Source organism: Bartonella sp. HY038 (assembly GCF_014117425.1).
Lineage (GTDB): Bacteria > Pseudomonadota > Alphaproteobacteria > Rhizobiales > Rhizobiaceae > HY038.
In genome coordinates this window covers 1,555,927-1,578,429 of sequence record NZ_CP059725.1, presented here as the reverse complement: position 1 = coordinate 1,578,429, position 22,503 = coordinate 1,555,927, and the positions used below count along the sequence as shown (strand labels likewise).

Annotated in this window: 13 protein-coding genes; 8 read left to right on the top strand and 5 right to left on the bottom strand. The window is 39.9% G+C overall.

The features are described 5' to 3' along the window. Positions 1–74: 74 nt before the first annotated feature. Positions 75–2,975, bottom strand: a complete 2,901-nt coding sequence (gene uvrA / locus H3299_RS06660) for an excinuclease ABC subunit UvrA (protein ID WP_182419480.1) — start codon at positions 2,973–2,975, stop codon at positions 75–77. 374 nt (positions 2,976–3,349) lie between these two features. Between uvrA and ssb the strand changes: the two genes are divergently transcribed. Then, positions 3,350–3,904 carry a single-stranded DNA-binding protein gene (ssb, locus tag H3299_RS06655; RefSeq protein ID WP_182419479.1) on the top strand — a complete coding sequence of 185 codons (555 nt, stop codon included), beginning with the start codon at positions 3,350–3,352 and terminating at the stop codon, positions 3,902–3,904. 544 nt (positions 3,905–4,448) lie between these two features. Beyond that, entirely contained in the window at positions 4,449–5,657 is a 1,209-nt protein-coding gene (locus tag H3299_RS06650) for a hypothetical protein (protein ID WP_182419478.1), read from the top strand. A 158-nt stretch (positions 5,658–5,815) separates the two neighbouring features. On the opposite strand, the gene thrS is transcribed toward H3299_RS06650, so the two are convergent. After that, positions 5,816–7,798 (bottom strand): threonine--tRNA ligase, encoded by a 1,983-nt coding sequence (thrS, locus tag H3299_RS06645; RefSeq protein WP_182419477.1) that lies wholly within the window; start codon positions 7,796–7,798, stop codon positions 5,816–5,818. Between the two features lie 391 nt (positions 7,799–8,189). On the opposite strand from thrS, the gene H3299_RS06640 reads away from it, so the two are divergent. Further along, on the top strand, positions 8,190–8,924 hold the full coding sequence (locus tag H3299_RS06640; protein ID WP_182419476.1) for an arginyltransferase: 735 nt from the start codon (positions 8,190–8,192) through the stop codon (positions 8,922–8,924). Here the strand turns inward: H3299_RS06640 and H3299_RS06635 are convergent. The 3 genes from H3299_RS06635 to erpA form a co-directional block, all read right to left on the bottom strand. Next, positions 8,921–9,997 carry an AbrB family transcriptional regulator gene (locus H3299_RS06635; RefSeq protein ID WP_246708173.1) on the bottom strand — a complete coding sequence of 359 codons (1,077 nt, stop codon included), beginning with the start codon at positions 9,995–9,997 and terminating at the stop codon, positions 8,921–8,923. The two genes, H3299_RS06640 and H3299_RS06635, sit on opposite strands and share 4 nt — an antisense overlap. Before the next feature lie 201 nt (positions 9,998–10,198). Next, a complete protein-coding gene (locus tag H3299_RS06630; protein WP_182419475.1) occupies positions 10,199–11,182 on the bottom strand; it encodes a hypothetical protein in 984 nt (327 codons plus the stop codon). Positions 11,183–11,407: 225 nt separating this feature from the next. Then, positions 11,408–11,731, bottom strand: a complete 324-nt coding sequence (gene erpA, locus H3299_RS06625) for an iron-sulfur cluster insertion protein ErpA (protein ID WP_182419474.1) — start codon at positions 11,729–11,731, stop codon at positions 11,408–11,410. A gap of 185 nt (positions 11,732–11,916) precedes the next feature. Here erpA and H3299_RS06620 point away from each other — a divergent pair, with 185 nt between their 5' ends. The 5 genes from H3299_RS06620 to bamA all read left to right on the top strand — a co-directional run bounded on the left by H3299_RS06620 (position 11,917) and on the right by bamA (position 22,472). Continuing rightward, positions 11,917–13,167 carry a deoxyguanosinetriphosphate triphosphohydrolase gene (locus H3299_RS06620; protein ID WP_182419473.1) on the top strand — a complete coding sequence of 417 codons (1,251 nt, stop codon included), beginning with the start codon at positions 11,917–11,919 and terminating at the stop codon, positions 13,165–13,167. An 80-nt stretch (positions 13,168–13,247) separates the two neighbouring features. Next, positions 13,248–15,005, top strand: a complete 1,758-nt coding sequence (gene argS / locus H3299_RS06615; protein ID WP_182419472.1) for an arginine--tRNA ligase — start codon at positions 13,248–13,250, stop codon at positions 15,003–15,005. Between the two features lie 278 nt (positions 15,006–15,283). Beyond that, positions 15,284–18,211 carry an SPOR domain-containing protein gene (locus tag H3299_RS06610; protein ID WP_182419471.1) on the top strand — a complete coding sequence of 976 codons (2,928 nt, stop codon included), beginning with the start codon at positions 15,284–15,286 and terminating at the stop codon, positions 18,209–18,211. Between the two features lie 175 nt (positions 18,212–18,386). After that, entirely contained in the window at positions 18,387–19,505 is a 1,119-nt protein-coding gene (gene rseP / locus H3299_RS06605) for an RIP metalloprotease RseP (RefSeq protein ID WP_182419470.1), read from the top strand. 555 nt (positions 19,506–20,060) lie between these two features. Then, on the top strand, positions 20,061–22,472 hold the full coding sequence (gene bamA / locus H3299_RS06600) for an outer membrane protein assembly factor BamA (protein WP_182419469.1): 2,412 nt from the start codon (positions 20,061–20,063) through the stop codon (positions 22,470–22,472). Positions 22,473–22,503 lie beyond the last annotated feature (31 nt).

Sequence of the window (22,503 nt, the reverse complement as noted above, 5' to 3'; positions counted from 1 at the left end):
TTTATCTAATATATTACAATAAATTACCCACCATATATCATCTTTGTTATTAAGATATATGGTGGGAGTTTTATTCAAGTCGGGCGGCGTTCCAATAGTTCTTTGAGGAAGTGCCCAGTATAAGACCTGTCTTCTTTTACAATATCCTCAGGTCTTCCAACTGCAACAATTTCGCCGCCGCCGTCTCCGCCTTCAGGTCCAAGATCAATTACCCAATCGGCGGTTTTGATGACTTCAAGATTATGCTCAATAACCGCAACGGTATTGCCTTGATCAACCAATTCATGTAAAACTTCCAATAATTTTGCAACGTCATGAAAATGCAAACCAGTTGTTGGTTCATCAAGAATATAAAGGGTCTTGCCCGTGGCTTTGCGTGATAATTCTTTGGCTAGTTTAACGCGCTGTGCTTCACCACCTGATAGTGTGGTTGCCTGCTGTCCTACCTTTATATATCCAAGACCAACTTTCACCAATGTATCAAGCTTGTCACGCACAGCAGGCACGGCTGAGAAGAATGCTGCACCTTCCTCTACGGTCATATCAAGAACATCAGCAATGGATTTTTCTTTAAAGGTTACCTCTAAAGTTTCACGATTATAGCGTTTGCCCTGACATACATCGCAGGTGACATAAACATCTGGCAGGAAGTGCATTTCAATTTTAATAACACCATCACCTTGGCAAGCTTCACAGCGACCGCCTTTAACGTTAAAAGAAAAGCGTCCAGCTTGATAGCCGCGTGCTTTTGATTCAGGTAAGCCAGCAAACCAATCGCGAATTGGTGTAAATGCCCCAGTATAGGTTGCCGGATTGGAACGTGGTGTGCGGCCAATCGGTGACTGGTCAATATCAATCACTTTGTCAATAAATTCCAACCCATCAATACGTTGAAATTCTGATGGTATTTCCCTGCTACCCATGATGCGGCGTGACGCAGCTTTATACAAGGTTTCAATAAGAAAGGTAGACTTGCCGCCACCTGAAACACCGGTTACACAGGTAAAGGTGCCAAGCGGAATATCAGCGCTAACATTTTTTAAATTATTGCCGGTTGCACCAATAACTTTAATTGCTTTTTTCTTATCAATTTTTCGTCTTTGTTTTGGTAAAGGCACAAACATTTTGCCTGATAAATATTGCCCGGTTAAGGAGGCCGAATTATCCATGACTTCCTTTGGCGTTCCCTTAGCAATGATGTTGCCACCATGAATACCAGCTGCAGGACCAATATCCACTACATAATCAGCGGTTAAAATCGCATCCTCATCATGCTCAACCACTATTACTGAATTACCTAAATCACGCAAATGACGTAATGTTTCAAGTAAGCGTTCATTGTCGCGTTGATGAAGACCAATCGAGGGCTCATCAAGCACATAAAGTACGCCTGTCAAGCCCGAGCCAATTTGCGATGCCAAGCGAATACGCTGGCTTTCACCACCAGAAAGCGTACCGGAATTGCGCGCTAATGTTAAATATTCAAGACCAACGTCGTTTAAGAAACGCAACCTTTCGCGAATTTCTTTCAAAATTCGTTCAGCAATGCCCCGTTGCTTGTCAGTAAAACCTTTGTCAATATTGCCAAACCAGCCATCAGCCTTGGCAATTGACATGGCGGTTACTTGCCCAATATGCATTCCACCAATTTTTACCGCCAAAGCTTCTGGCTTCAACCGGTAGCCGTGACAAGCAGGGCAGGGCGTTGCAGTCATATAACGCTCAATCTCATCGCGAGACCAAGCTGAATCTGTTTCTTTCCAACGGCGTTCCATATTCGGGATAACACCTTCAAAAGGTTTTACAGCCTTGTAAGATCTCGCACCGTCATCGTAAACAAACTCAATATCCTTTTTGCCCGTGCCATAAAGTACAGCCTGTTGGGCTTGCGGCGTTAGTTTATTCCATATATCGGTTAGTTTGAACCCATAAGCGCGGCCAATAGCTTCCAATGTTTGATTATAATAAGGTGATGAAGATCGCGCCCAAGGGGCGATAGCTCCAGCTTTAAGGCTTATGCTATCATCAGGTACAATTAATGCTGCATCAATTGCTTGTTTTTGTCCAAGGCCATCACAAGTCGGGCAAGCACCTACTGGATTATTGAAGGAAAAGAGCCTTGGCTCAATTTCAGCAATGGTAAATCCGGAAACAGGGCAGGCGAATTTTTCTGAAAATAAAATGCTTTCATGCGTGTCGTTTTTGGATTTATTCGCTGAATTGGAAGCTAACTCATCATCAGGCAAGGGCTTATCGGCAAATTCGGCAATGGCTAAGCCATCAGCCAAGCGCAAACTTGTTTCTATACTATCGGCAAGTCGGGTTTTAAGGTCATCACGCACAGCAACGCGGTCAACAATGACATCAATATCGTGCTTGAATTTTTTATCAAGATTAGGCACATCGCTAATCTCATAAAAAGTGCCATCAACCTTAACCCGTTGAAAGCCTTTCTTTTGTAGTTCGGCAAATTCCTTTTTAAACTCGCCTTTTCGACCGCGTACGAGCGGTGCGATAATATAAAGCCGCGTTCCTTCTTCTAAAGCCATAATGCGATCAACCATTTGGCTAATTGTTTGGCTCTCAATAGGCAAGCCAGTCGCAGGCGAATAGGGGACACCAACACGGGCAAATAGCAGCCGCATATAATCATAAATTTCGGTAACGGTCCCAACTGTCGAACGCGGATTTTTACTCGTTGTTTTTTGTTCAATTGAAATTGCAGGTGAAAGACCATCAATTTGATCAACATCCGGCTTTTGCATCATCTCAAGAAATTGACGCGCATAGGCAGAAAGGCTTTCAACATAGCGCCTTTGCCCTTCTGCATAAATAGTATCAAACGCCAATGACGATTTACCAGAACCTGATAAGCCTGTCATAACAATGAGTTTATCACGGGGCAGGTCGATATCAATGTTTTTAAGATTGTGCTCGCGCGCGCCACGGATAGAAATAAATTTCTGCTCAGACATAAAAAATCCAAAATTAAAGAGTAGAACAAAAAAAGAACAATTGCTAAATAATGCAATTTCGCCTATATTACAATATGGCAAAATAAATTGTTTTAATGGTTTAATCTAATATAAGATTGAAATGGCATTTTACGAGGGCAAGGCACAAAAATGTTAACATCTGTGGAAAGGATGTTTATTTATCGCTATTTGTTTTAACCTCTCGAATAAAGCGTATAAGGTGACGTTTCAAAACATAAAATATTTATCTCTCTTGTTAAGAATGTGATATGTTTTTACTTAAAAACAATAGGTTGAATATTTTATCCCGATAAGGGAAAGAGATAAGGTGAACTGATTCACCTCTTTAATTTGCATAATATATGGAGATAGTAATGGCCGGTAGCGTAAACAAGGTAATCTTGGTTGGTAATCTTGGAGCCGATCCAGAAATTCGCCGTATGGGTTCTGGTGATGCCGTTGCAAGTTTTCGCATCGCTACCTCAGAAAGCTGGCGCGATAAAAATACTGGTGAGCGTAAAGAGCGCACTGAATGGACCAATGTTGTGATTTTCAATGATAATTTGGTTAAGGTCGTTGAGCAATATGTCAAAAAAGGTGCTAAGCTTTATATTGAAGGGCAGTTGCAAACCCGTAAATGGCAAGATCAAAACGGCAATGACCGTTATACAACTGAGGTTGTTTTACAAAAATATCGCGGCGAATTGCAAATGTTAGATAGTCGCGGCGATGGCGGTAATGCAGGGCGCAGCGAAGTCGGTAATTATAATAGCGGTGGTTACAATAATAACCGTAATTCTAATTTCAACAATTCAAATAACTCTGGTAATTTTAATGCAGATCGTGGCTTTGGCGGCGGTAATGATTTTAGCAATCAAGGCGGTGGGGGTAACTTCTCGCGTGATCTTGATGATGAAGTACCATTTTGATTGAAATCGAAATTTTATAACGAATTGATTTAACTGTCGTTATATAAAAATAGATGAAATCTCGTTATTTGCTTATTTAAATTATTAGCCTCATTCATTTGTTCTAAATTGATGGGGCTTTTCTTTGCCGGTAGGTGTGTATAATAATGCTTTTACTGCTTACTCAGGCAAGTTGCATGCTTGAAAGAGGCATACCAGTTGGAATAGCCTACCAATATCTGTTTAGGTAAATTACCAAGTGTGATGATATCAAATATTTTTGTGGATGATATATGTTTGCTATCTCATCTTTATAATCAGTCATCATATCAATTATTAGAATAAATCAACGCTTACTTTTAAGCGAAAACGATATTATTCAATCTTACAAAATTGTCATTATTAAAGAATGGGCTTGCAGGTCTAAACTGTTGTTGCTAACACTTAACCTAGCTATCATGGGGGTGCTTTTTCGGGGGCAAAGTTTAAGATTGGATAAAGTTTTCTTTTTTTAACACCGCATCATGACGTATCACTATTTATCTTTAACTAAGAAAGTTATGCTATGAAAATTGTTTCACGAATTAATAAATCAATTAAAATATTGTCTCTTACCGCGGCGCTTGGTGTAAGCTTTGCTTTACCTGCATTGGCTCTTGATGGTGATGCTTTTTTTGCCCGCGTTCAAGCCGAAATGAAAAAGAATGGTCAAGTTATTGAAGCTGGAAAAATCACCGTTGATGGCACGACAGTAAAAATTAACAACGCAACAATTATTTCTAAAGACGTTCCAAATGCTAAAAAAGGTATAGCTAAAGAAATTGTTTTTGAAAATGTTGAAGAAGATAAAGATGGTGGCTATCTTGTCGGTCGTACTTTCGTTGAAGAGATGGCACAAGAAGCAACAGAAAATTCCGATATGGTTACAACCTTGCATGGCTTGGAAATAACCAAATTATTAATTAAGTCAGAAAAAAATGATGCGGCCTATGAAGGACAGCTTCCATATGGAACAATCTTACTCAAGAAAATGGTCGCCGAAGAAAAAGGTAAGCCTGTTTTAAATCTTGATGATCTTTCATTTGGATTTTCAGAATATGATCCAGAAAAATTCATTAAGTTTAGCGGTGAAATTGGTAATTTACGCGTAGACGTATCAAGTTTGCCAAATAGTGAACAAAAAGAAACGTTTACGAAAATGGGTTTCAATAATATTGAAATTCAGGGCAATTATAAATTTGATGCTAACCTTGTTGATGGTCATGTTGATGTGGCACTGCAAGGTAATATGAATGAAGCTGGTCAATTGAATATTACGATTGGTCTTGGCGGTCTTACCAAAGATCTTGCTAATGAACTTATTCGTCTTAGCAATCAAGCAAAATCAACTTCAGACAAAGATCAACAAATCGCTGCAATGTCGATCATTGGATTGCTTCAACAGCTTAGCCTTAATAGCATTGATATAAAATTTGTAGATAATTCTATTACCAATAAAATTATTGATCTGCAAAAAGAACCAAATGAAAAGCGTGAAGATTTTGTCGCAAAAATTAAAATGATTGTGCCATTTGGCTTAGCTCAATTACAGCATCCTGATTTTGCAGAAAAAGTATCGACCGAAATTGGCAAATATTTAGATAATCCTGAAAATATCGAAATTACGGCAAAGCCTGATCATAGCACGCCTTTTGCAGTGATTACTTCTACCGCAGTGACCTCACGCAAGGATCTTATTGATTTGCTTAAACTTGATGTAAAGGCCAATCAGTAATTTGATGTGAGGCGATGCACTGTTATGCTTTATTAAATATTTATTTTGGGTGTTTGTATTTAATTATGAGCACCCAAAGGAAAATTAATAAAGCTTATGAAAAGCTAGATAATAAAAAAGGCGCTTAAAGCGCCTTTTTTATTGATTTTTATACAGGATCAAACAATTGCTTGTTGTTTACGCAATAAATCTGGCGGTGTTGCTTCTTGCTTAAGTCTAGCAATTGCATCAACCAAACTTAGTTCTTCTTGGTCGCGCGAGCCAAGTCGGCGCATGTTGACAGTGTTTTCTTCCGCTTCTTTTTTGCCGCAAACCAATATGACGGGTACTTTTTGTAGTGAGTGTTCACGTACCTTATAATTGATTTTTTCATTGCGTAAATCAGCTGTTGCCAATAAGCCTGCAGCTTTTAGTTTGGCAGTGACGCTTTGAACATAGTCATTTGCTTCAGATGTGATTGCAGCGACAACAACTTGTTGTGGTGCAAACCAAAGTGGCATATGGCCAGCGTAGTTTTCAATCAAAATGCCAAGAAAACGTTCCATAGAGCCACAAATTGCGCGATGGATCATAACCGGCTCACGTTTTTCTGATTCATTATCGATATAAAATGCGCCAAAGCGTTCCGGCAAGTTAAAGTCAACTTGGGTAGTACCACATTGCCATTCACGGCCAATAGCGTCTTTTAGCGTATATTCAAATTTAGGGCCATAAAACGCGCCTTCACCCGGTAGGATACCAGTTTTAATGCGGCCGTTGGATTTTTCTTCAATGGTCTTTAATACGTCGCTCATGACTTGCTCAGCACGATCCCATAGCTCATCAGAACCAACGCGCTTTTCAGGTCGGGTTGAAAGCTTGACCATAATTTCATTAAAGCCAAAATCAGCATAGGTAGAAAGAATAAGGTCATTAATGCGGAGGCATTCTTCTGCCAATTGCTCATCGGTACAGAAAATATGCGCATCATCCTGTGTGAAGCCACGAACACGCATCAAGCCATGGAGCGATCCAGAAGGCTCATAGCGATGAACTGCACCAAATTCCGCCATTTTAATCGGTAAATCACGATAAGATTTTAAACCGTGTTTAAATATCTGAACATGGCCGGGGCAGTTCATTGGTTTTAACGCATAAACGCGATTATCATCAGCTTCATCACCTGCGGGTGTTACCTTGAACATATTGTCGCGATACCAACCCCAATGGCCTGATATCTCCCAAAGGGATTTATCAAGCACCTGCGGTGCGTTTACTTCCATATAATTGTCATCGTCGAGGCGGCGGCGCATATAGCTTACCAAATTCTGGAACATTTTCCAGCCCTTGGCATGCCAAAAGACAACGCCTGGACCTTCTTCTTGAAAATGGAAGAGATCCATCTCACGCCCCAAGCGGCGATGATCGCGTTTTTCAGCTTCTTCAAGCATGGTTAAATATGCTTTTAGATCATTATCGCTAGCAAAGGCCGTACCATAAATGCGGGTTAGCATTGGATTATTGGAATCGCCACGCCAATAGGCGCCAGCAACTTTCATCAATTTGAAAGCATTGCCAATATGGCCAGTTGATGTCATGTGGGGGCCGCGGCAAAGGTCAAACCAATCGCCCTGATAATAGATTTTTAAGTCCTGATCCTCAGGAATCGCATCAACCAATTCAACTTTGTAAAGTTCGCCCTTATCTGCAAATACTTGCTTTGCCTTGTTGCGCGCCCAGATTTCTTTGGTGAATGGCTTATTGCGTGCAATAATCTCGCGCATCTTTTTTTCAATGACGGGTAGATCTTCACTGGTAAATGGTTGATTGCGAGCAAAATCGTAATAAAAGCCATTTTCGATAACAGGACCAATCGTAACTTGAGTGCCCGGAAAAAGCTCTTGCACAGCTTCTGCAAGAACGTGGGCGCAATCATGGCGAATGAGTTCCAGCGCCTTTGGGTCTTCGCGCGTAATCAATTCAATATCGCCAGATTTTTGAATGGGATCGGCAAGGTCGCGCAATTCACCATCAATAGCAAAAGCAACTGCTTTTTTAGCTAATGATTTGGAAATGGATTGGGCAAGCTCGAGTCCTGTTATGGCTGAATCATATTCGCGCACAGAACCATCAGGAAATTTAAGGGAAATTGTTTGTGACATAAAAGCCTCTATATTCCAGTCCCGCGAACGGATGCGGGTGGGTTGTTAATATCTGACATTTAGATAATAATCTAATTGTACATGCTTATTTGCGTTTTAGAATAATTTTTTGAGGCTGTGAAGCCTCTTAGATTAAATTTATTATAAAATAAAATAGTGCAAGCATTCAATTGAATATTTGTCTTTCGGTTTAATCTTCGCAATTAATCAAAAATGAGTGTTTTAATGGGAAAAATCAACTTTTACACTTATCATATTTGGATAAGAAGAGTATAAAAATCAAGTTTGTTCGGCAATGAAGAATTAATCCATTCAAAATGCAATTCAACTTGATAGCTGCTCGTAAGATGGGCTAGATTGACATGATAGATCATGAAGAAACCTAATGCTAATGACAGATCAATTAACACAGACACCACAGTTTTTTTTGACTGCGCCTGGGAAATGTCCCTATTTGCGTGGAAGAACAGAGCGCAAGGTTTTTACCTATCTTGATGGCGATAGTGCAATTGAGAGAAATGATCTTTTGACATTTAATGGTTTTAGGCGTTCGCAAAATATTGCTTATCGTCCCATTTGTGATGGATGTAATGCATGCATTTCAGTGCGTATACCTGTCTGCGATTTTAAAATGTCACAATCCATGAAGCGGATTTTTAATATGAATCGTGATCTGGTTTGTGAAGTGGTGGCTCCTAAGACAACCGATGAGCAGTTTTCCTTATTTCGCTCTTATCTTGATGGCCGCCATATGGATGGTGGTATGGCTAATATGAGCCGTCAAGATTTTAAGATTATGGTGGAAGAAAGTCCTATCAATACACGTCTATTTGAATATCGTTTAAAACAAAATGATAAGGAAAATTCTCATTTAATTGCGGTCGCTTTAACCGATGTCTTAGGTGATGGCTTTTCAATGGTTTATTCTTTTTATGACACTAAGCAAACTAAACGCTCATTGGGCACAATGATGATTTTAGACCATATTAAGCGGGCAGAAAGATTGATGCTTCCTTATATTTATCTTGGATATTGGGTTAAGGGCTCCAATAAAATGGATTATAAGCAAAAATTTAAGCCGCTTGAATATCTTTTGCGCGATAAATGGGAAGAAGTTACTGATTAGAGATCATTCTTGCTGTTTTGCGTCATAATATATTTGGCGGTGCAACGAGCAATAATTGGACCGGTGATGGTAACAATGATAAAACGCACAGTTTGGTAAGCCATGACAAAGGGTAAATTGACTGTTGTACTTGCAGCAATGATTGAAACTGAATCCGCACCGCCAGGACTGGTTGCTAAATAGCTAGTTAAAAGATCAACATTGGTAAAATAGCTTAAAAAAAGTGCAAAACCACCACAAAGCATAATTAATGCTAATATTGATATGAATAATACTGGTATTGCATGTAAAGCATGCAATAGTATTTTACGGGTAAACCTTAAGCCTACAGTCCAACCAATAATGATATAACTTATGGCTAGCAGCCAAGGGGGTAGCTCAAGGGTCACCAATCCAAAATCTTGTAGTATAACAGCTATAAGAAATGGCAGCAGCATCCCCCCAGCAGGAATTTTTAAATATTTTGCACCTATTGCCCCGCCAAACGCAATTATCAAAGTAATTGCAAATGCGTTCCATGAAACTGCAGGAAAAAAAATAATGTCAAAAGTGGTATTGGAACTAGGTGAAAAAAATCTGGCAAGAATAGAGCCTAGTGCTGCGACCATAACAACACGCATATATTGCATAACCGCAACAAGACGTTCATCTGCTCCATAGGCTTCTGCCATAACCACCATGGCCGATGCTCCACCTGGAGCAGAACCCCAAATGGCGGTGGTGCCAGGTAATATTTGTTTTTTTGCTAAAAATATACCAATAAGAGTTGATGCAAAAATTACCGAGAAAACGCCGCCTAGAAATAAAGGCAGGTCATGCCAAACCTCTAAAACTATTTCGGGCTTTATAGCGCGTGCAATCATACAACCGACAACACCTTGTGCCAGAGCAAAGAAAAATTTGGGTATTTTGGTTTCAATGTTGCTGATTGCAAGAATAATGGCGCATATCATTGGTCCTAATAATAAGGCCGCAGGTATCTGAATGAGTTCAAGGGCAATGATGAAAATTGCCGTAACAACCAGCAATAATAGCCACTTTAATGGTTGTGGGAGATTAACAAGATTAGGCAATTTAAGTTTTTTCCATAATGTTGTTATCTTTTTACACTTTTTCTGCGGTTATGTGGCATTAATTAACCTTATTGGCAGATAAAAGCATTATCTTTGCACTGTTAATTGATGTACTAGAGCTATTTAATTTAACCCATCCATTTTATTCATGAGTTTAGTACTATGCGTTGTTAGGCTTATTATTCAATATAATTGTCTAGTTTAGTCAATATCACCACTGCCATGAACATAATTTTGTGGTGATGCAACAATTTCAACTTCACTATCTTTACCAGACTGGACTGAAAATTCCTTTTGAAATATCTGATCTTTATTTTTGGCAATTGCAACATAATCACCTTCAGATAAGACAATATATACATATGCATTTGCGGCTTCACGAACGATATCGCCTGAGTCATTTTGGATAACCCAGCTAGTGTCGGCTAATGCCTCTCCGCCAGGCTCCCTCACTAATTTGAGTGTTATTTGTGCTGCATAATGCTCAAGGTTTACTTCGGTTAATTTGCCTGCTTCAACTGTCGCATTTGTTCGGGTGACTGCATTGGCATTTCCGTAGCTCGAAACAATGTGGTATTGCCCTGCATTCAAACGAATAATCGAATTTACCTTTACATTGGGAATTATTAGCGATTGCTCATTGTTTTCATTGTCACCCACATAAATGGAAAACTTTATACGGCTTTCATTTAGCTTGCCGTTAGGAATTGTCGCTTTAAGCTCTATGCCGCCCGCATTTAATACTAAATTTTCATGATATGTTTTATTGTCTTCAACGAGAATTTTTTTAGTAATGCCGGCGCGTCCAAACGCTGCGTGAATAAGATATTCGCCAGCAGGCAAGTTAAAGGTAACATTGCCACCCTCTTTCGCTGCAATAAGTGGCAGAGTATTATTGCTTCCTGCAATTGGTGAAAAAACGCGCCAAACAATGCCTTTAGTAATTGGTTGTGTTTTTTCAGTAAGTCTTGCTTCAAGGTTAATGGTACTTGAGCCTAATAATGGATTAATAGAATAATCCATCGTGCCAGATGGGCTTGCTTCGCCATTATTATGATTTGGCGCGCTTATTGCTGGTAAATCGTCAATGCCATCGCTACCACCGCTGATTGTTTGGCTATAAGCTAAGGGCGCCCAAAAGGTGATAAGGCTTAAAATGAATAAGAAACGACAAGTAAAATACAAATTTATCACCTTAATATTAAATTTTAATATTTTCGCATAATATGTTGATATATTAAGAAATTTTCTTAAATATTGCAGGGTTTTAAAAAGTGGCTACAAATTTTTGCTCATACTGAATTTTTTTATAATAAAGATAATGCATTTCATAAATATTCTAATGTCTAAAATCTTCAAAACTTATAGAATGATTATTTCACAACCCAAATTATATGCATTAATTTTAAATTAAATTGAAAAACTTGTACCACAACCGCAAGATGAAACAGCATTGGGATTATTGATTTGGAAGGATTGCCCCATCAAATCATCAACAAAGTCGATTTCAGATCCTTCGATAAAAGGGAGTGAAATGGAATCGATTAAAATCTGTGCACCATTCTTCTCAATAACAAAATCGTCTTCATTTTGAGCGTCAACAAGTTCATATTTATATGAAAAACCAGAACAGCCACCACCTTCAACTGAAATGCGCAGGGCTTTCTTATCGGGTTCCTTGGCAAGAATTATATTTATCCGCTTGGCAGCAGAATCTGATACTGCGACACTCATTTTTTATTCCTCATGCTAAACAACTTAAGCGCATTTACTTTAAATTGAATCGTTAATGTGCCTAATGCTTTGTTTTTTTGCATTTTTGTTAATAAAATACTTCATACTTATCCGAAAATGCACTAGCTTATAACCAAGCAGGTCGAATTCTGCCTTAAATCTAAGGTGAGATTAGGGAAAGTGCAATGGGATTAACGAAAAAAGACGAAATAAACAGCATAGGTTATGGCTATGAGCCTCGCGCCGCTTTTGCCACTTTACCAGCTTTAAGCCGTGGACGGTTAATCGAAGAAAATGAAAGTCCAACCAGAACACCTTTCCAAAGAGATAGAGATAGGATAATTCATTCCAATGCATTTCGGCGATTAAAGCATAAAACGCAAGTTTTTGTTGCTGCTGAAGATGACCATTACCGAACACGGCTAACTCACAGTATTGAAGTGTCACAAATTGCGCGCGCCCTTGCTCGTGCCTTGCGTCTTGACGAGGAGTTAGCAGAAGCTATTGCACTTGCCCATGATTTTGGCCATACGCCTTTTGGGCATGCCGGAGAAGATGCATTGAATGAAGTTATGGAACCTTATGGCGGTTTTGACCATAATGCACAGGCTTTGCATATTGTAACGGCTCTTGAACATCGCTATGCTGGTTTTAATGGATTAAATCTTACTTGGGAAACGCTTGAGGGATTAGTCAAACATAATGGTCCATTGCTTGGCCAATATGCAGATAAGAAAAAGATTTCTCCTTTTATTCAAAATTTTAATAATATTTTTAATTTGCATTTGGACCAATTTGCTGGCCCAGAAGCGCAATGTGCGGCAATTGCAGACGATATTGCCTACAATGCTCATGATATAGATGATGGCTTGCGCGCGGGCTTAATTACTATTGATCAACTTAGAAGTATTGGTTTGACCGCTCGCTTGATCAATGAAGTTGAAACAGTCATTGAGAATGCAGAAGATGGTTTTAAAAAAACTGCGTTTGTCAGCGGTGAAGTAGCTTATGAGCGTGTTGCATATGAAATTGTTCGTCGTCAAATAACCGTTATGGTTGAAGATGTAATTGGCGAATCTATCAAGCGTTTAAATGCTATTAGACCAACAAGTGTTGAAGACATCTACCGTGCAAGCCATGCGGTCGTCAGTTTTTCCGAAGGAATGAGACGGGAAGAAAAGGAATTGAAAAAATTTTTATTTGATAATCTTTATTATCATGAAAAGGTTTTAGTGCGACGACGTGAAGGTGAAATGATGGTCAAAGCATTGTTTGGTGCTTATATGGACGATTTTAAACTTTTGCCGAATGATTGGCAATTGCAGGCAAAAAGTCATAGGGATTGCGGTCGTGCGATGGTCATTTCTGATTTTTTGTCAGGTATGACTGATCAATATGCGATAAAAGAATATAAACGCCTGTTTGACCAGAGGTAAAATTTCATTTAAACAGTGCAAAAAGTTGGTTGGCGATGAATCCTATCGAGGCTCGTCTTGTAGACAGTGGAATTTAGTGAATGAATATTTTTACCGTATTTGAGAAGCGCGTTAAAGAAATATTGGAAAAGTCTGGGCTTAAATCGCAAGATGATGGGAGTTTAGATTTTGCGCGTGTCGCTGTGGAGGCCCCGCGTGACCCGTCCCATGGAGATCTTTCTACAAATGCGGCTATGGTTCTCGCCAAAGCGGTTGGCGTAAATCCTCGCGAATTAGCTGCACGTTTGGTGCCATTGATCGAGCAAAGCGAAGATGTTGCAAGCGTAAATGTGGCTGGTCCAGGTTTTATTAATATTCGCTTGACGGATGATTTTTGGCGCAGCCTATTAGCGCAAATTAATGTTGAGGGCAAATTATTTGGTCATTCTACCATGGGGCTAGGTAAAAAGGTCAATATTGAATATGTGTCAGCTAATCCAACCGGTCCGCTCCATGTTGGGCATTGCCGCGGCGCGGTTGTTGGCGATGCGCTCGCTAATTTGTTGACCTTCGCAGGGTTTGATGTTGTTAAAGAATATTACATTAATGATGCTGGTGGACAAATTAATGTTCTGGCAGATTCTGTGATTTGGCGCTATAAAGAGGCCTTGGGTCTTGTTTCTCTACCGGTTCCTGAGGGGCTCTATCCAGGTGATTACCTTGTGCCTGTTGCAAAGGAACTCGTTGCAGAGTTTGGTGATAGTTTGCTCAAGAGTGATGATGAACAACGTTTGGCTTTGGTGAAAGAGCGTGTCATTAATGCTATGATGCAGCTTATACGTGATGATCTTGCCGCAATTAATATTCATCACGATGTATTTTTCTCAGAGCGCACTTTGCACGCTGATGATGAAAAAGCTATTCGTTCGACCATTAATGACCTGACAATGCGTGGTTTTGTTTATAAAGGTAAATTACCACCACCAAAAGGTATGCCTAGTGAAGATTGGGAAGATCGTGAGCAGATTTTGTTGCGCTCAACCGATGTGGGTGATGATATTGATCGTCCATTAATGAAGTCTGATGGTACATACACCTATTTTGCTGCCGATGTTGCTTATTTTAAAGATAAGTTTGAACGAGGCTTTAACGAAATGGTTTATGTTCTGGGAGCAGATCACGGTGGATACATCAAGCGTTTGGAGGCTGTGGCAAAAGCTGTTGCAGGCGATCAAGCTCATTTAACCGTGCTTATTTGCCAATTGGTAAAGCTTTATCGAAATGGTGTTCCTTTTACTATGGGTAAAAGAACTGGTAACTTTGTAACCTTGCGCGATTTAATCGATGAGGTTGGACCTGATCCTGTACGCTTTATGATGCTTTATCGTAAGGCCGATGCACCGCTCGATTTTGATTTTGATAAGGTGACTGAGCAATCTAAAGATAATCCGGTGTTTTATGTGCAATATGCCAGTGCACGATGCCATTCTATTTTGAGGCAAGCCTATGATGTTCATGGCTTTGATAAAATAGATAATAGTATTACGGCTTCGCATCTTCATCGCCTTGTTGATGAGAGTGAAATGGTACTTATTCGTAAATTGGCAGAATATCCACGTGTTGTCGAGCAGGGTGCATTACATCAAGAGCCCCACCGCGTTGCGTTCTATCTTTATGATCTTGCAAGTTCATTTCATGCGCATTGGAATAAGGGAAATGATGCTCATGGACTTAGGTTTGTGCAAGCTGATGACAAGGAAGTCACCCTTGCTCGTCTTGGTTTGGTGTGTGCAGTGCGCGATGTTATCGCTTCTGGTTTGAGCATTATTGGTTCTGAAGCCCTAACACAATTACGATAAGTTAAGAAATTTGTTCGATAATCATATAAAGTGGGGAATTGATAGATGTAAATGCTCCACTTATTTGTTATAAATAATATGTTGTCTAATTTTAGCGACTTGGGGTTGAAATCGGGGAAATTCATTTTCTAGGCTAGTTTGCTTTAAAAAGACACCTTATGTATATTTCATAAAGTCAATAATTAGGTTATTGAAATTTAGAATCTTTTCTTTAGATTGCCTTCAAATATTTTAAAAATTAGGCAATATTGATTTTGCCTGATGAATTAGGATGCAAAATGACCGACTTTGAGCGTAAACCTGGTGATAAAAAGAATAATAACTCCAATGGGTCTGATCCCATGATGGAGTTGACACGTTTGTTCGGTCGGAATAATTCGCCGTCTGCTAATCAGGTTAAATCCCATCCATCGCTAGTGTCGGGTCAACAAGATCAACAATATGATGCTGGACAAGAAGCAGGTCTTAATCCTTATGGTACAAACGCTTACTCCTCCATGGCGTATAATCAACCTATTGAAGACGGCTATGCAGAAAATGTAGACGCAGTTTATCCAGGTCAAGAAGACGCCTATTGGTCTAATGAAGATACTGTTTATGATGATGGATATCCGCAAAAAAATTATGTTTCTGAGGGTGGCAGCACTGTAGATAATAACTATTATGCAAATGATCCTAATGCTTATCAGTCGCAATCAGATGAATTATATGAAGAGTTAGATTATCAGGACAATAATGCACCCAATTATCAGTGGTCTGAAGATGATCAAATGGCTTCTTCTAATGCACAAGTTTATGGTTATGATGCGTCTGGTCAATTAAATAATCAACAAGGTCAGCCCCTTTATGAAGAGGATGTCTATGCATCGCAAAGACATCCTGTAGTTGGCAATGAACAATATTATGATGCTCCTTTTGCTCAAAGTGATGATGTAGCTGTTGCGAATGCTATAAATGATGAATTTTCTGCTAATGAGACACAATATTGGACTGATATTTCGGCAGATGTAACTGCAGAGAGCCAAGGGCAGCCGTGGACACCATCAGTGGATGAAACTGCGAAATTTGATAATGAGTTTGGAGTAGAGGCTAATAGTGGCGTTTATGAAAACAATTCAAATCCACATTTAGCGAGTGATGATGCGGCACTTAGGTCAAATGACTCGTCTTATGATGCCGGTCCTCAGTTTTTTGATAATTTTTCCAATGGTCAAAATAATGTTTCGCGGCCTATTGATCATGACGTGGAACTTGGTTTTCCAGCTAATGAAAATGATGTTTTTGAGAGCGATTACTTTGAGCAAGGTCGACCATTAGGAGCAGTTATCGCGCCAATGCGCATGGCAACTCAACAGCAGTCATTCCTTGGTTATGGTCAAGCGGTAGCCGTTTTGCCTTCGAAAAATGTTGCGCAGGATTCAGCTTTACAAGCAAGTAAAGCAAATAAAAAATCGGGTTTTGCTTTAGGTCGGGCTAACCCTGTTGAAGCCAATAAATCTGCAGGTAACGTTAAAGAGCGCAGTAATAGCGCGCCGATTGGTCGGGGTATTAATCCTTTTACATCCGCCAAAGTGCCGCCTAATGTTAATCAAAATGCAACGACTTCAAGTAATGATGGTGATTTTGAAGACGCGCTTAACGATTTTAACCTTACCATTAAGGGTGATGGTAAAAAACGATATAAGCGTGATCCAAATGTGAAAACCGTTCGCCCAGATCAAAACGCAGTTCCTGAAACGCAAAATTTTGATTTGCCCACTGTTAGTTATGGTGGCGTTGATCCGTTGGATAAAGTTCAAAATCCATTGGATCATGAATTTTCAGATGTTTTAGCGCCTGGTCTTCACGATGCTAGTCTTTCATCTTATAACGATGTCAATTATGGATCTTCGGAAAATAATGGTTTAAGGGGTACTCAGTTTGCTGATGTTGCTTTGACGCAATCGGGGGCTTTACCTCTTGACGATGCTGCAGGTGATGCAAGCAAATATGATTGGGCAGCCTCAGATAGCAGTGTGAGAAATGCCGACCAAAAGGCAGGCAGCGGTAAAAAAATACTATTTTTATTAGCTTTTTTAGCGCTCATTTTTGCAGGTGTTGGCGTCTATTATGTTTTCTTTAGCGGTAACGATGCTCCAACTAAGCCTGTTGTTATACAGCGCGATGAGGGTGCTGTCAGGGCAGCTCCCGAAGTCGATTCGAATGCGTCCGATACCAATCAGGATCAAAATGTCTATAATCGTGTTGAAAACGGAGTTGGAGCTCAAGCACAGCAGTCTGAATTGGTTGATAAAAGTGAGGCTCCTGTTGATCTGGATAAGGTTGACGAGCAGGCTCCTCGTGCTAATGAGACAAGTCTTGAGCCAAATTCAGTTGAGGCGCGTGTATTGCAAGCTGCTGAAAATAGTTTGTCAATTCACGAAGTGCCAACCGTTACTATTCGCGATAGCAATAGCGTCAGTGGGGATGATATAAATGCTATTATTGCCAATGAGCAAGATGATGTGGTGACACCGGGTCAATCATTTAGAGAGCATTTGCAAACCCAAAATGATGGGCAACAGGCGATGCCGAATGAAGATTTATTGGCCAGCAGCTCCGGTATAGGTAGTGATAATGCGATCCATAGTGGTACGGAGGCTGATAATATGGCGTCGGTATTAGATGGTAATAATGATCAGCAATCTGTTAATCAAGATGATGATACGGCGTCATTGTCAGATGTTCAAACTTTAGGAAATGGCGATGGGCAAGGGGACGTGCACAGTAATGATGCTGGTCTTGCATCATTATCGAATAATAATGGAGTTTCGGCAAATCAATTAGGGGTATCGCCTACTACGGCTGATAGTGTTTCAGCGGCAAATGATGCAGCAACACCTTCAGTACAATCTTCCAACGCTGCCACCTCTACTGAGCAGCGCCAATCTACGCAGGGCGGTTCAAATCTTCCTGCAGGTACTTTTTATGTGCAGATCGCTTCACAGCCTAGTCGTGAAGCTGCCCAGCAATCACTTATTGATATAAAAAGGCAAGCGCAGGTTAACTCTGCCATAGGTAATCGTCAGGTCGTTATCGTTGCCGCTGATATACCTGGGCGCGGTACTTATTATCGCGTTCGTATTGCAGCTACCAATCAGGCTGCAGCTAATCAGCTTTGCGAACAATTGAAAGGGCTTCAAGTAACCTGTTTTGTTGGGAAATAATTGAAGCATTAATTTTCTTCAGTTTGATCAATGGCTTCAGGGTAAAGGTTTTTGTTTGTTATTTCTTTCTAAGTGAGTTGGCTTTTAGTGCTTTAGCTTATTAGCTTGGAATTTTCATTGTGATTGGTCGTATGATCGCAGTGAAAAGTGTTGGTTTATTGCTTGAAGGTGATTTTTGGAACTCCTAGATTTATTTTTTTCATTTGTAACTATTATCATTCGTCTTTTTGGCGTAGTTGCGGTTTTTGTTGTTATTATTTTTATACATGAGATGGGCCATTATCTTGTGGGGCGTTGGTGTGGTATTGGTGCATCAGCATTTTCCATTGGTTTTGGTCCCGAATTGTGGGGCTTTAATGATAAGCGTGGTACGCGTTGGCGTATTGCAGCAATTCCATTGGGTGGTTATGTCAAGTTTATAGGTGATGAAGATGCTGCAAGTATGCCTTCTAAAGCATCTGCAATGCAGCGCTCTGATTCTTTTGCCGCCGCCACGGCATGGCGGCGAGCCGCAACAGTTTTTGCCGGTCCGTTATTTAATGGAATTCTAACAGTTGTTTTGTTGGCTATTCTTTTCTTTTTCTATGGACGACCCATTTTGGCTCCTATAGTTACTGATGTTTTACCTGATATGCCTGCATCCGCTGCCGGATTTAAGCCAGGCGACAAAATCGTTACGGTGCAGGGTGAAAAAATCACCAGTTTTGACGAAGTATCGCGTTATGTTATGATGCATGAAGGTGATACTATTGCTTTTGTTGTTGAACGGGGTGGTGAAACATTAAATTTAAATGTTGTACCAAAAGAAGTTCCTATTGATGATGGAACAGGCGCGAAAATCAGAGTTGGTCAAATTGGCGTTTCGAGTAAAGTAACTCCAGAGACTCTTAGTCATATTCGTTATGGATTTTTTCAATCAATTGGTGAAGGCTTCAAAGAGAGCAGCTATATTGTCGTGCAAACAGGAAAATTTTTGGGTCGCTTAATAGAGGGTAGGGCGGATCGCTGCCAATTGAGTGGGCCAGTGAAAAGTATCCAAATTACATGGAAGGTAACGGAATCTGGATTTGTCCAATTAGTAAGATTGATTGCCTTTTTCTCTTTAAGTATCGGTCTTTTTAATCTTTTACCCATTCCTCCCCTCGATGGTGGGCATTTACTTTTTTATATAATTGAAGGAGTAATTGGTAAGCCTGTGAAGCCAGCTGTTCAAGAGGTAGTTTTTAAGGCCGGTTTGATGGTAGTGCTTGCTTTTATCTTCTTTGCTGTGATTAATAATATGATTCCATGTTAAGATGCTGGTCGTTCGCAAAAGTGCTGAAATCGCCGGTTGAGGTGTAGAGTGTATTTTAATGTTAGATTTAAAATAGCTGTTTATTGTATCGATAAACCACAATGCTGACATGGTTCTATGATGAAAAAAAATGAAAAATTGGCTATATTCTGCGAAGAATTGACCATTTTTTATAAAAAATAGATTTTTCTTGTTTCAAGATTAATCATTTTAAGATATGAGGGCTAAAGGATTTTTAATTAATCGCTTTTATCATTAATGTTACATTACAAGTTTAGGTGCTGCATTAGAGATTGGCGATCAGTATCATTTGTTGATTGGGGTTAAATTAATTTGACCTTGGTTATTAAGAAAACAATAATGCTTTTGTTGTATAAAAGAGCAAGAATTTTAAAACGGCGTGTTCAGCATAGTGGCAGGCGTGACTTCTAAGTCACTATCATTGTGAAACTGAAAGAATTTTACAAAACTAGTTGCTTGTAGCAGAAAAAACGCTAATAAATGTAATATCTATTCGGTTGATCCGAAATAATTGAAACAAGGGTATAAAAGCCAATGACGGCCAAAACAAAATTTCTTGGTGCAGCCTCAGCTATTGCCTTAACAGTGGCGATTGCAGTTCCTTCAACGGTTGTGGTTTCTGTCTCTACTGCTAGTGTTGCGCAAGCTGCTGTTGTTAGTAGGGTTGAAGTTCGCGGTAATAAGCGTGTTGATGCGCAGACTATACGCGATAATATTGGCATCACGTCTGGCCGTAATTTTTCCAATAATGATATTGATGAGGCCTTGAAGCGTCTTTTCAATATGGGGCTTTTTTCTGATGTGACTATTCGTCAGCAGGGTAATGCTCTTGTTGTTAATGTTGTTGAATATGAAGTGGTTAATCAGGTTCTTTTCCACGGTAATAAGCGTATTAAAGATGCGGATCTTGAGCGTGTTTTATCGTTGAAGCCTCGTTCGCCATTTGATCGTGCAAAGCTTTTGTCTGATGAAGATACAATTAAGCAGGCTTATGCTTCAGTTGGTCGTGAAAATGTAACTGTTAGCACTAATGTTGTTAATCTAGGCCAAGGTCGTGTTAATGTCGTTTTTGACGTTAATGAAGGTGAGCGCACCAAGATTAATGATATTGTTTTTGAAGGTAATCACGCTTTCGGTAATCGTCGCTTGCGCGATGTTATTACTACAAAACGCAGTAATATGTTGTCATGGTTGACACGTGGTGATGTTTATACTCAAGATCGCTTAGAGGCGGATGAAGAGGCGCTTCGTCGTTTCTACTTCAATCGTGGTTATGCAGATTTCCGTATTATTTCATCGAATGCTACTCTTGATCCGACAACCAATAAATATACAATTAACTTTGTAATTGATGAGGGGCAGCGGTACCGTTTAGGTGACGTTCAGGTTGAAAGTACCGTTCCTGGTGTTGATACCGAAAGTATGTCGCGTGCGCTTAAAACCCGTAATGGCGATGTTTATAGTGCTAAGCGGATTGAAGATACAGTTCTTGCATTGAGTGATCGTATTGCTGATTCTGGCTATGCTTTTGCTAAAGTTGAGCCTTTAGGTAATCGTGATTTTAATAATCATACAATTTCACTGGTTTATAGCGTAGATCAAGGTCCTCGCGCTTATGTTCAGCGAATCGAGATTCGTGGTAATAATAAAACCCGTGATTATGTTATTCGTCGTGAGTTTGATTTAAGTGAAGGTGATGCTTTTAATCAAACTATGGTTCAACGTGCAAAGCGTCGTTTGGAAGGTTTAGGTTTCTTCCAGACTGTGAATGTTTCAACTGCTCCTGGTTCTGAGCCAGATCAAGTTGTTTTGGTTGTAGATGTTGTTGAACGTTCAACCGGTGAGTTCTCCATCGGTGGTGGTTATACAACCGGTGGTGATAGTCCTGGTGCTTCTGTTGAAGCATCGATTACTGAGCGTAACTTCCTTGGTCGTGGTCAATATGTACGTTTAGGTGCCGGTGTTGGTCAAAACGATGCTCAAAACTATTCATTTTCAATCACTGAGCCGTATTTCCTAGGTTATCGTATGTCAGCCGGTGTCGATGTTTTCCGTCGTTCTTATCGGATGAATGATGATTACGATGTTCGCCAAACAGGTGGTACCGTTCGTTTTGGTATTCCAATTACGGATGAGGTGACTGCAAGTATTGGTTATAACTATGTCGAGGAAGAATATAATTTAGATCGTTCATGGTTTACAGAGCGTTATGGCGATCAAGCCAATCAAATGCTTTATAATGTTTATTCTGGAGCTATTATCGAAGCATCTGATCATAGTCCATGGCGCCGTTCATCGATTAGTTATGGTTTGACCTATAATGCGATTGATGATCTTAAAAATCCCCATGATGGCTTGTTCTTGCAGGTTTCTCAAGAATATGCTGGTATCGGTGGTGATGCTGATTATTTGAAAACCTCAGGTAAGGCAATGCTTTACAAGACACTTTCAGAGCAATATGATGTTGTTGGTCTTGTAAGTGGTGGCGCCGGCTACATTCATGAAAATGGTGAAAATGGTACCCGTATTTTTGATATGTTCAAAAGTAACACGGATATGATTCGCGGTTTCAAGTTTAATGGTATTGGTCCAGTTCAATATTCTGCAAATGGTGATAAGTATTTCTTAGGTGGTACCACCTATATGAATGCTACCGCTGAATTGCAGTTCCCAATGCCAATTGTTCCTGATAGTTTGGGTATGCGTGGTGCTATCTTTGCTGATGCTGCTACTCTTTATGGTAATAATTATACTCCATCAGCTGCTACAGCGTCGTTTGAAGGTGATGTTCTTAATACAAGTAGCTCTTGGCGCTCATCTGCTGGTGTTAGCTTAATGTGGAATTCTCCTTTCGGCCCACTACGTTTTGACTATGCTTGGCCAATTTCTAAAGAAAAAGCTGATCGTATCCAGAACTTTAACTTTGGTGTTTCTACCAAGTTCTAATTCTCTTTCTCCTTGTTAAGCAAGGAGAGAA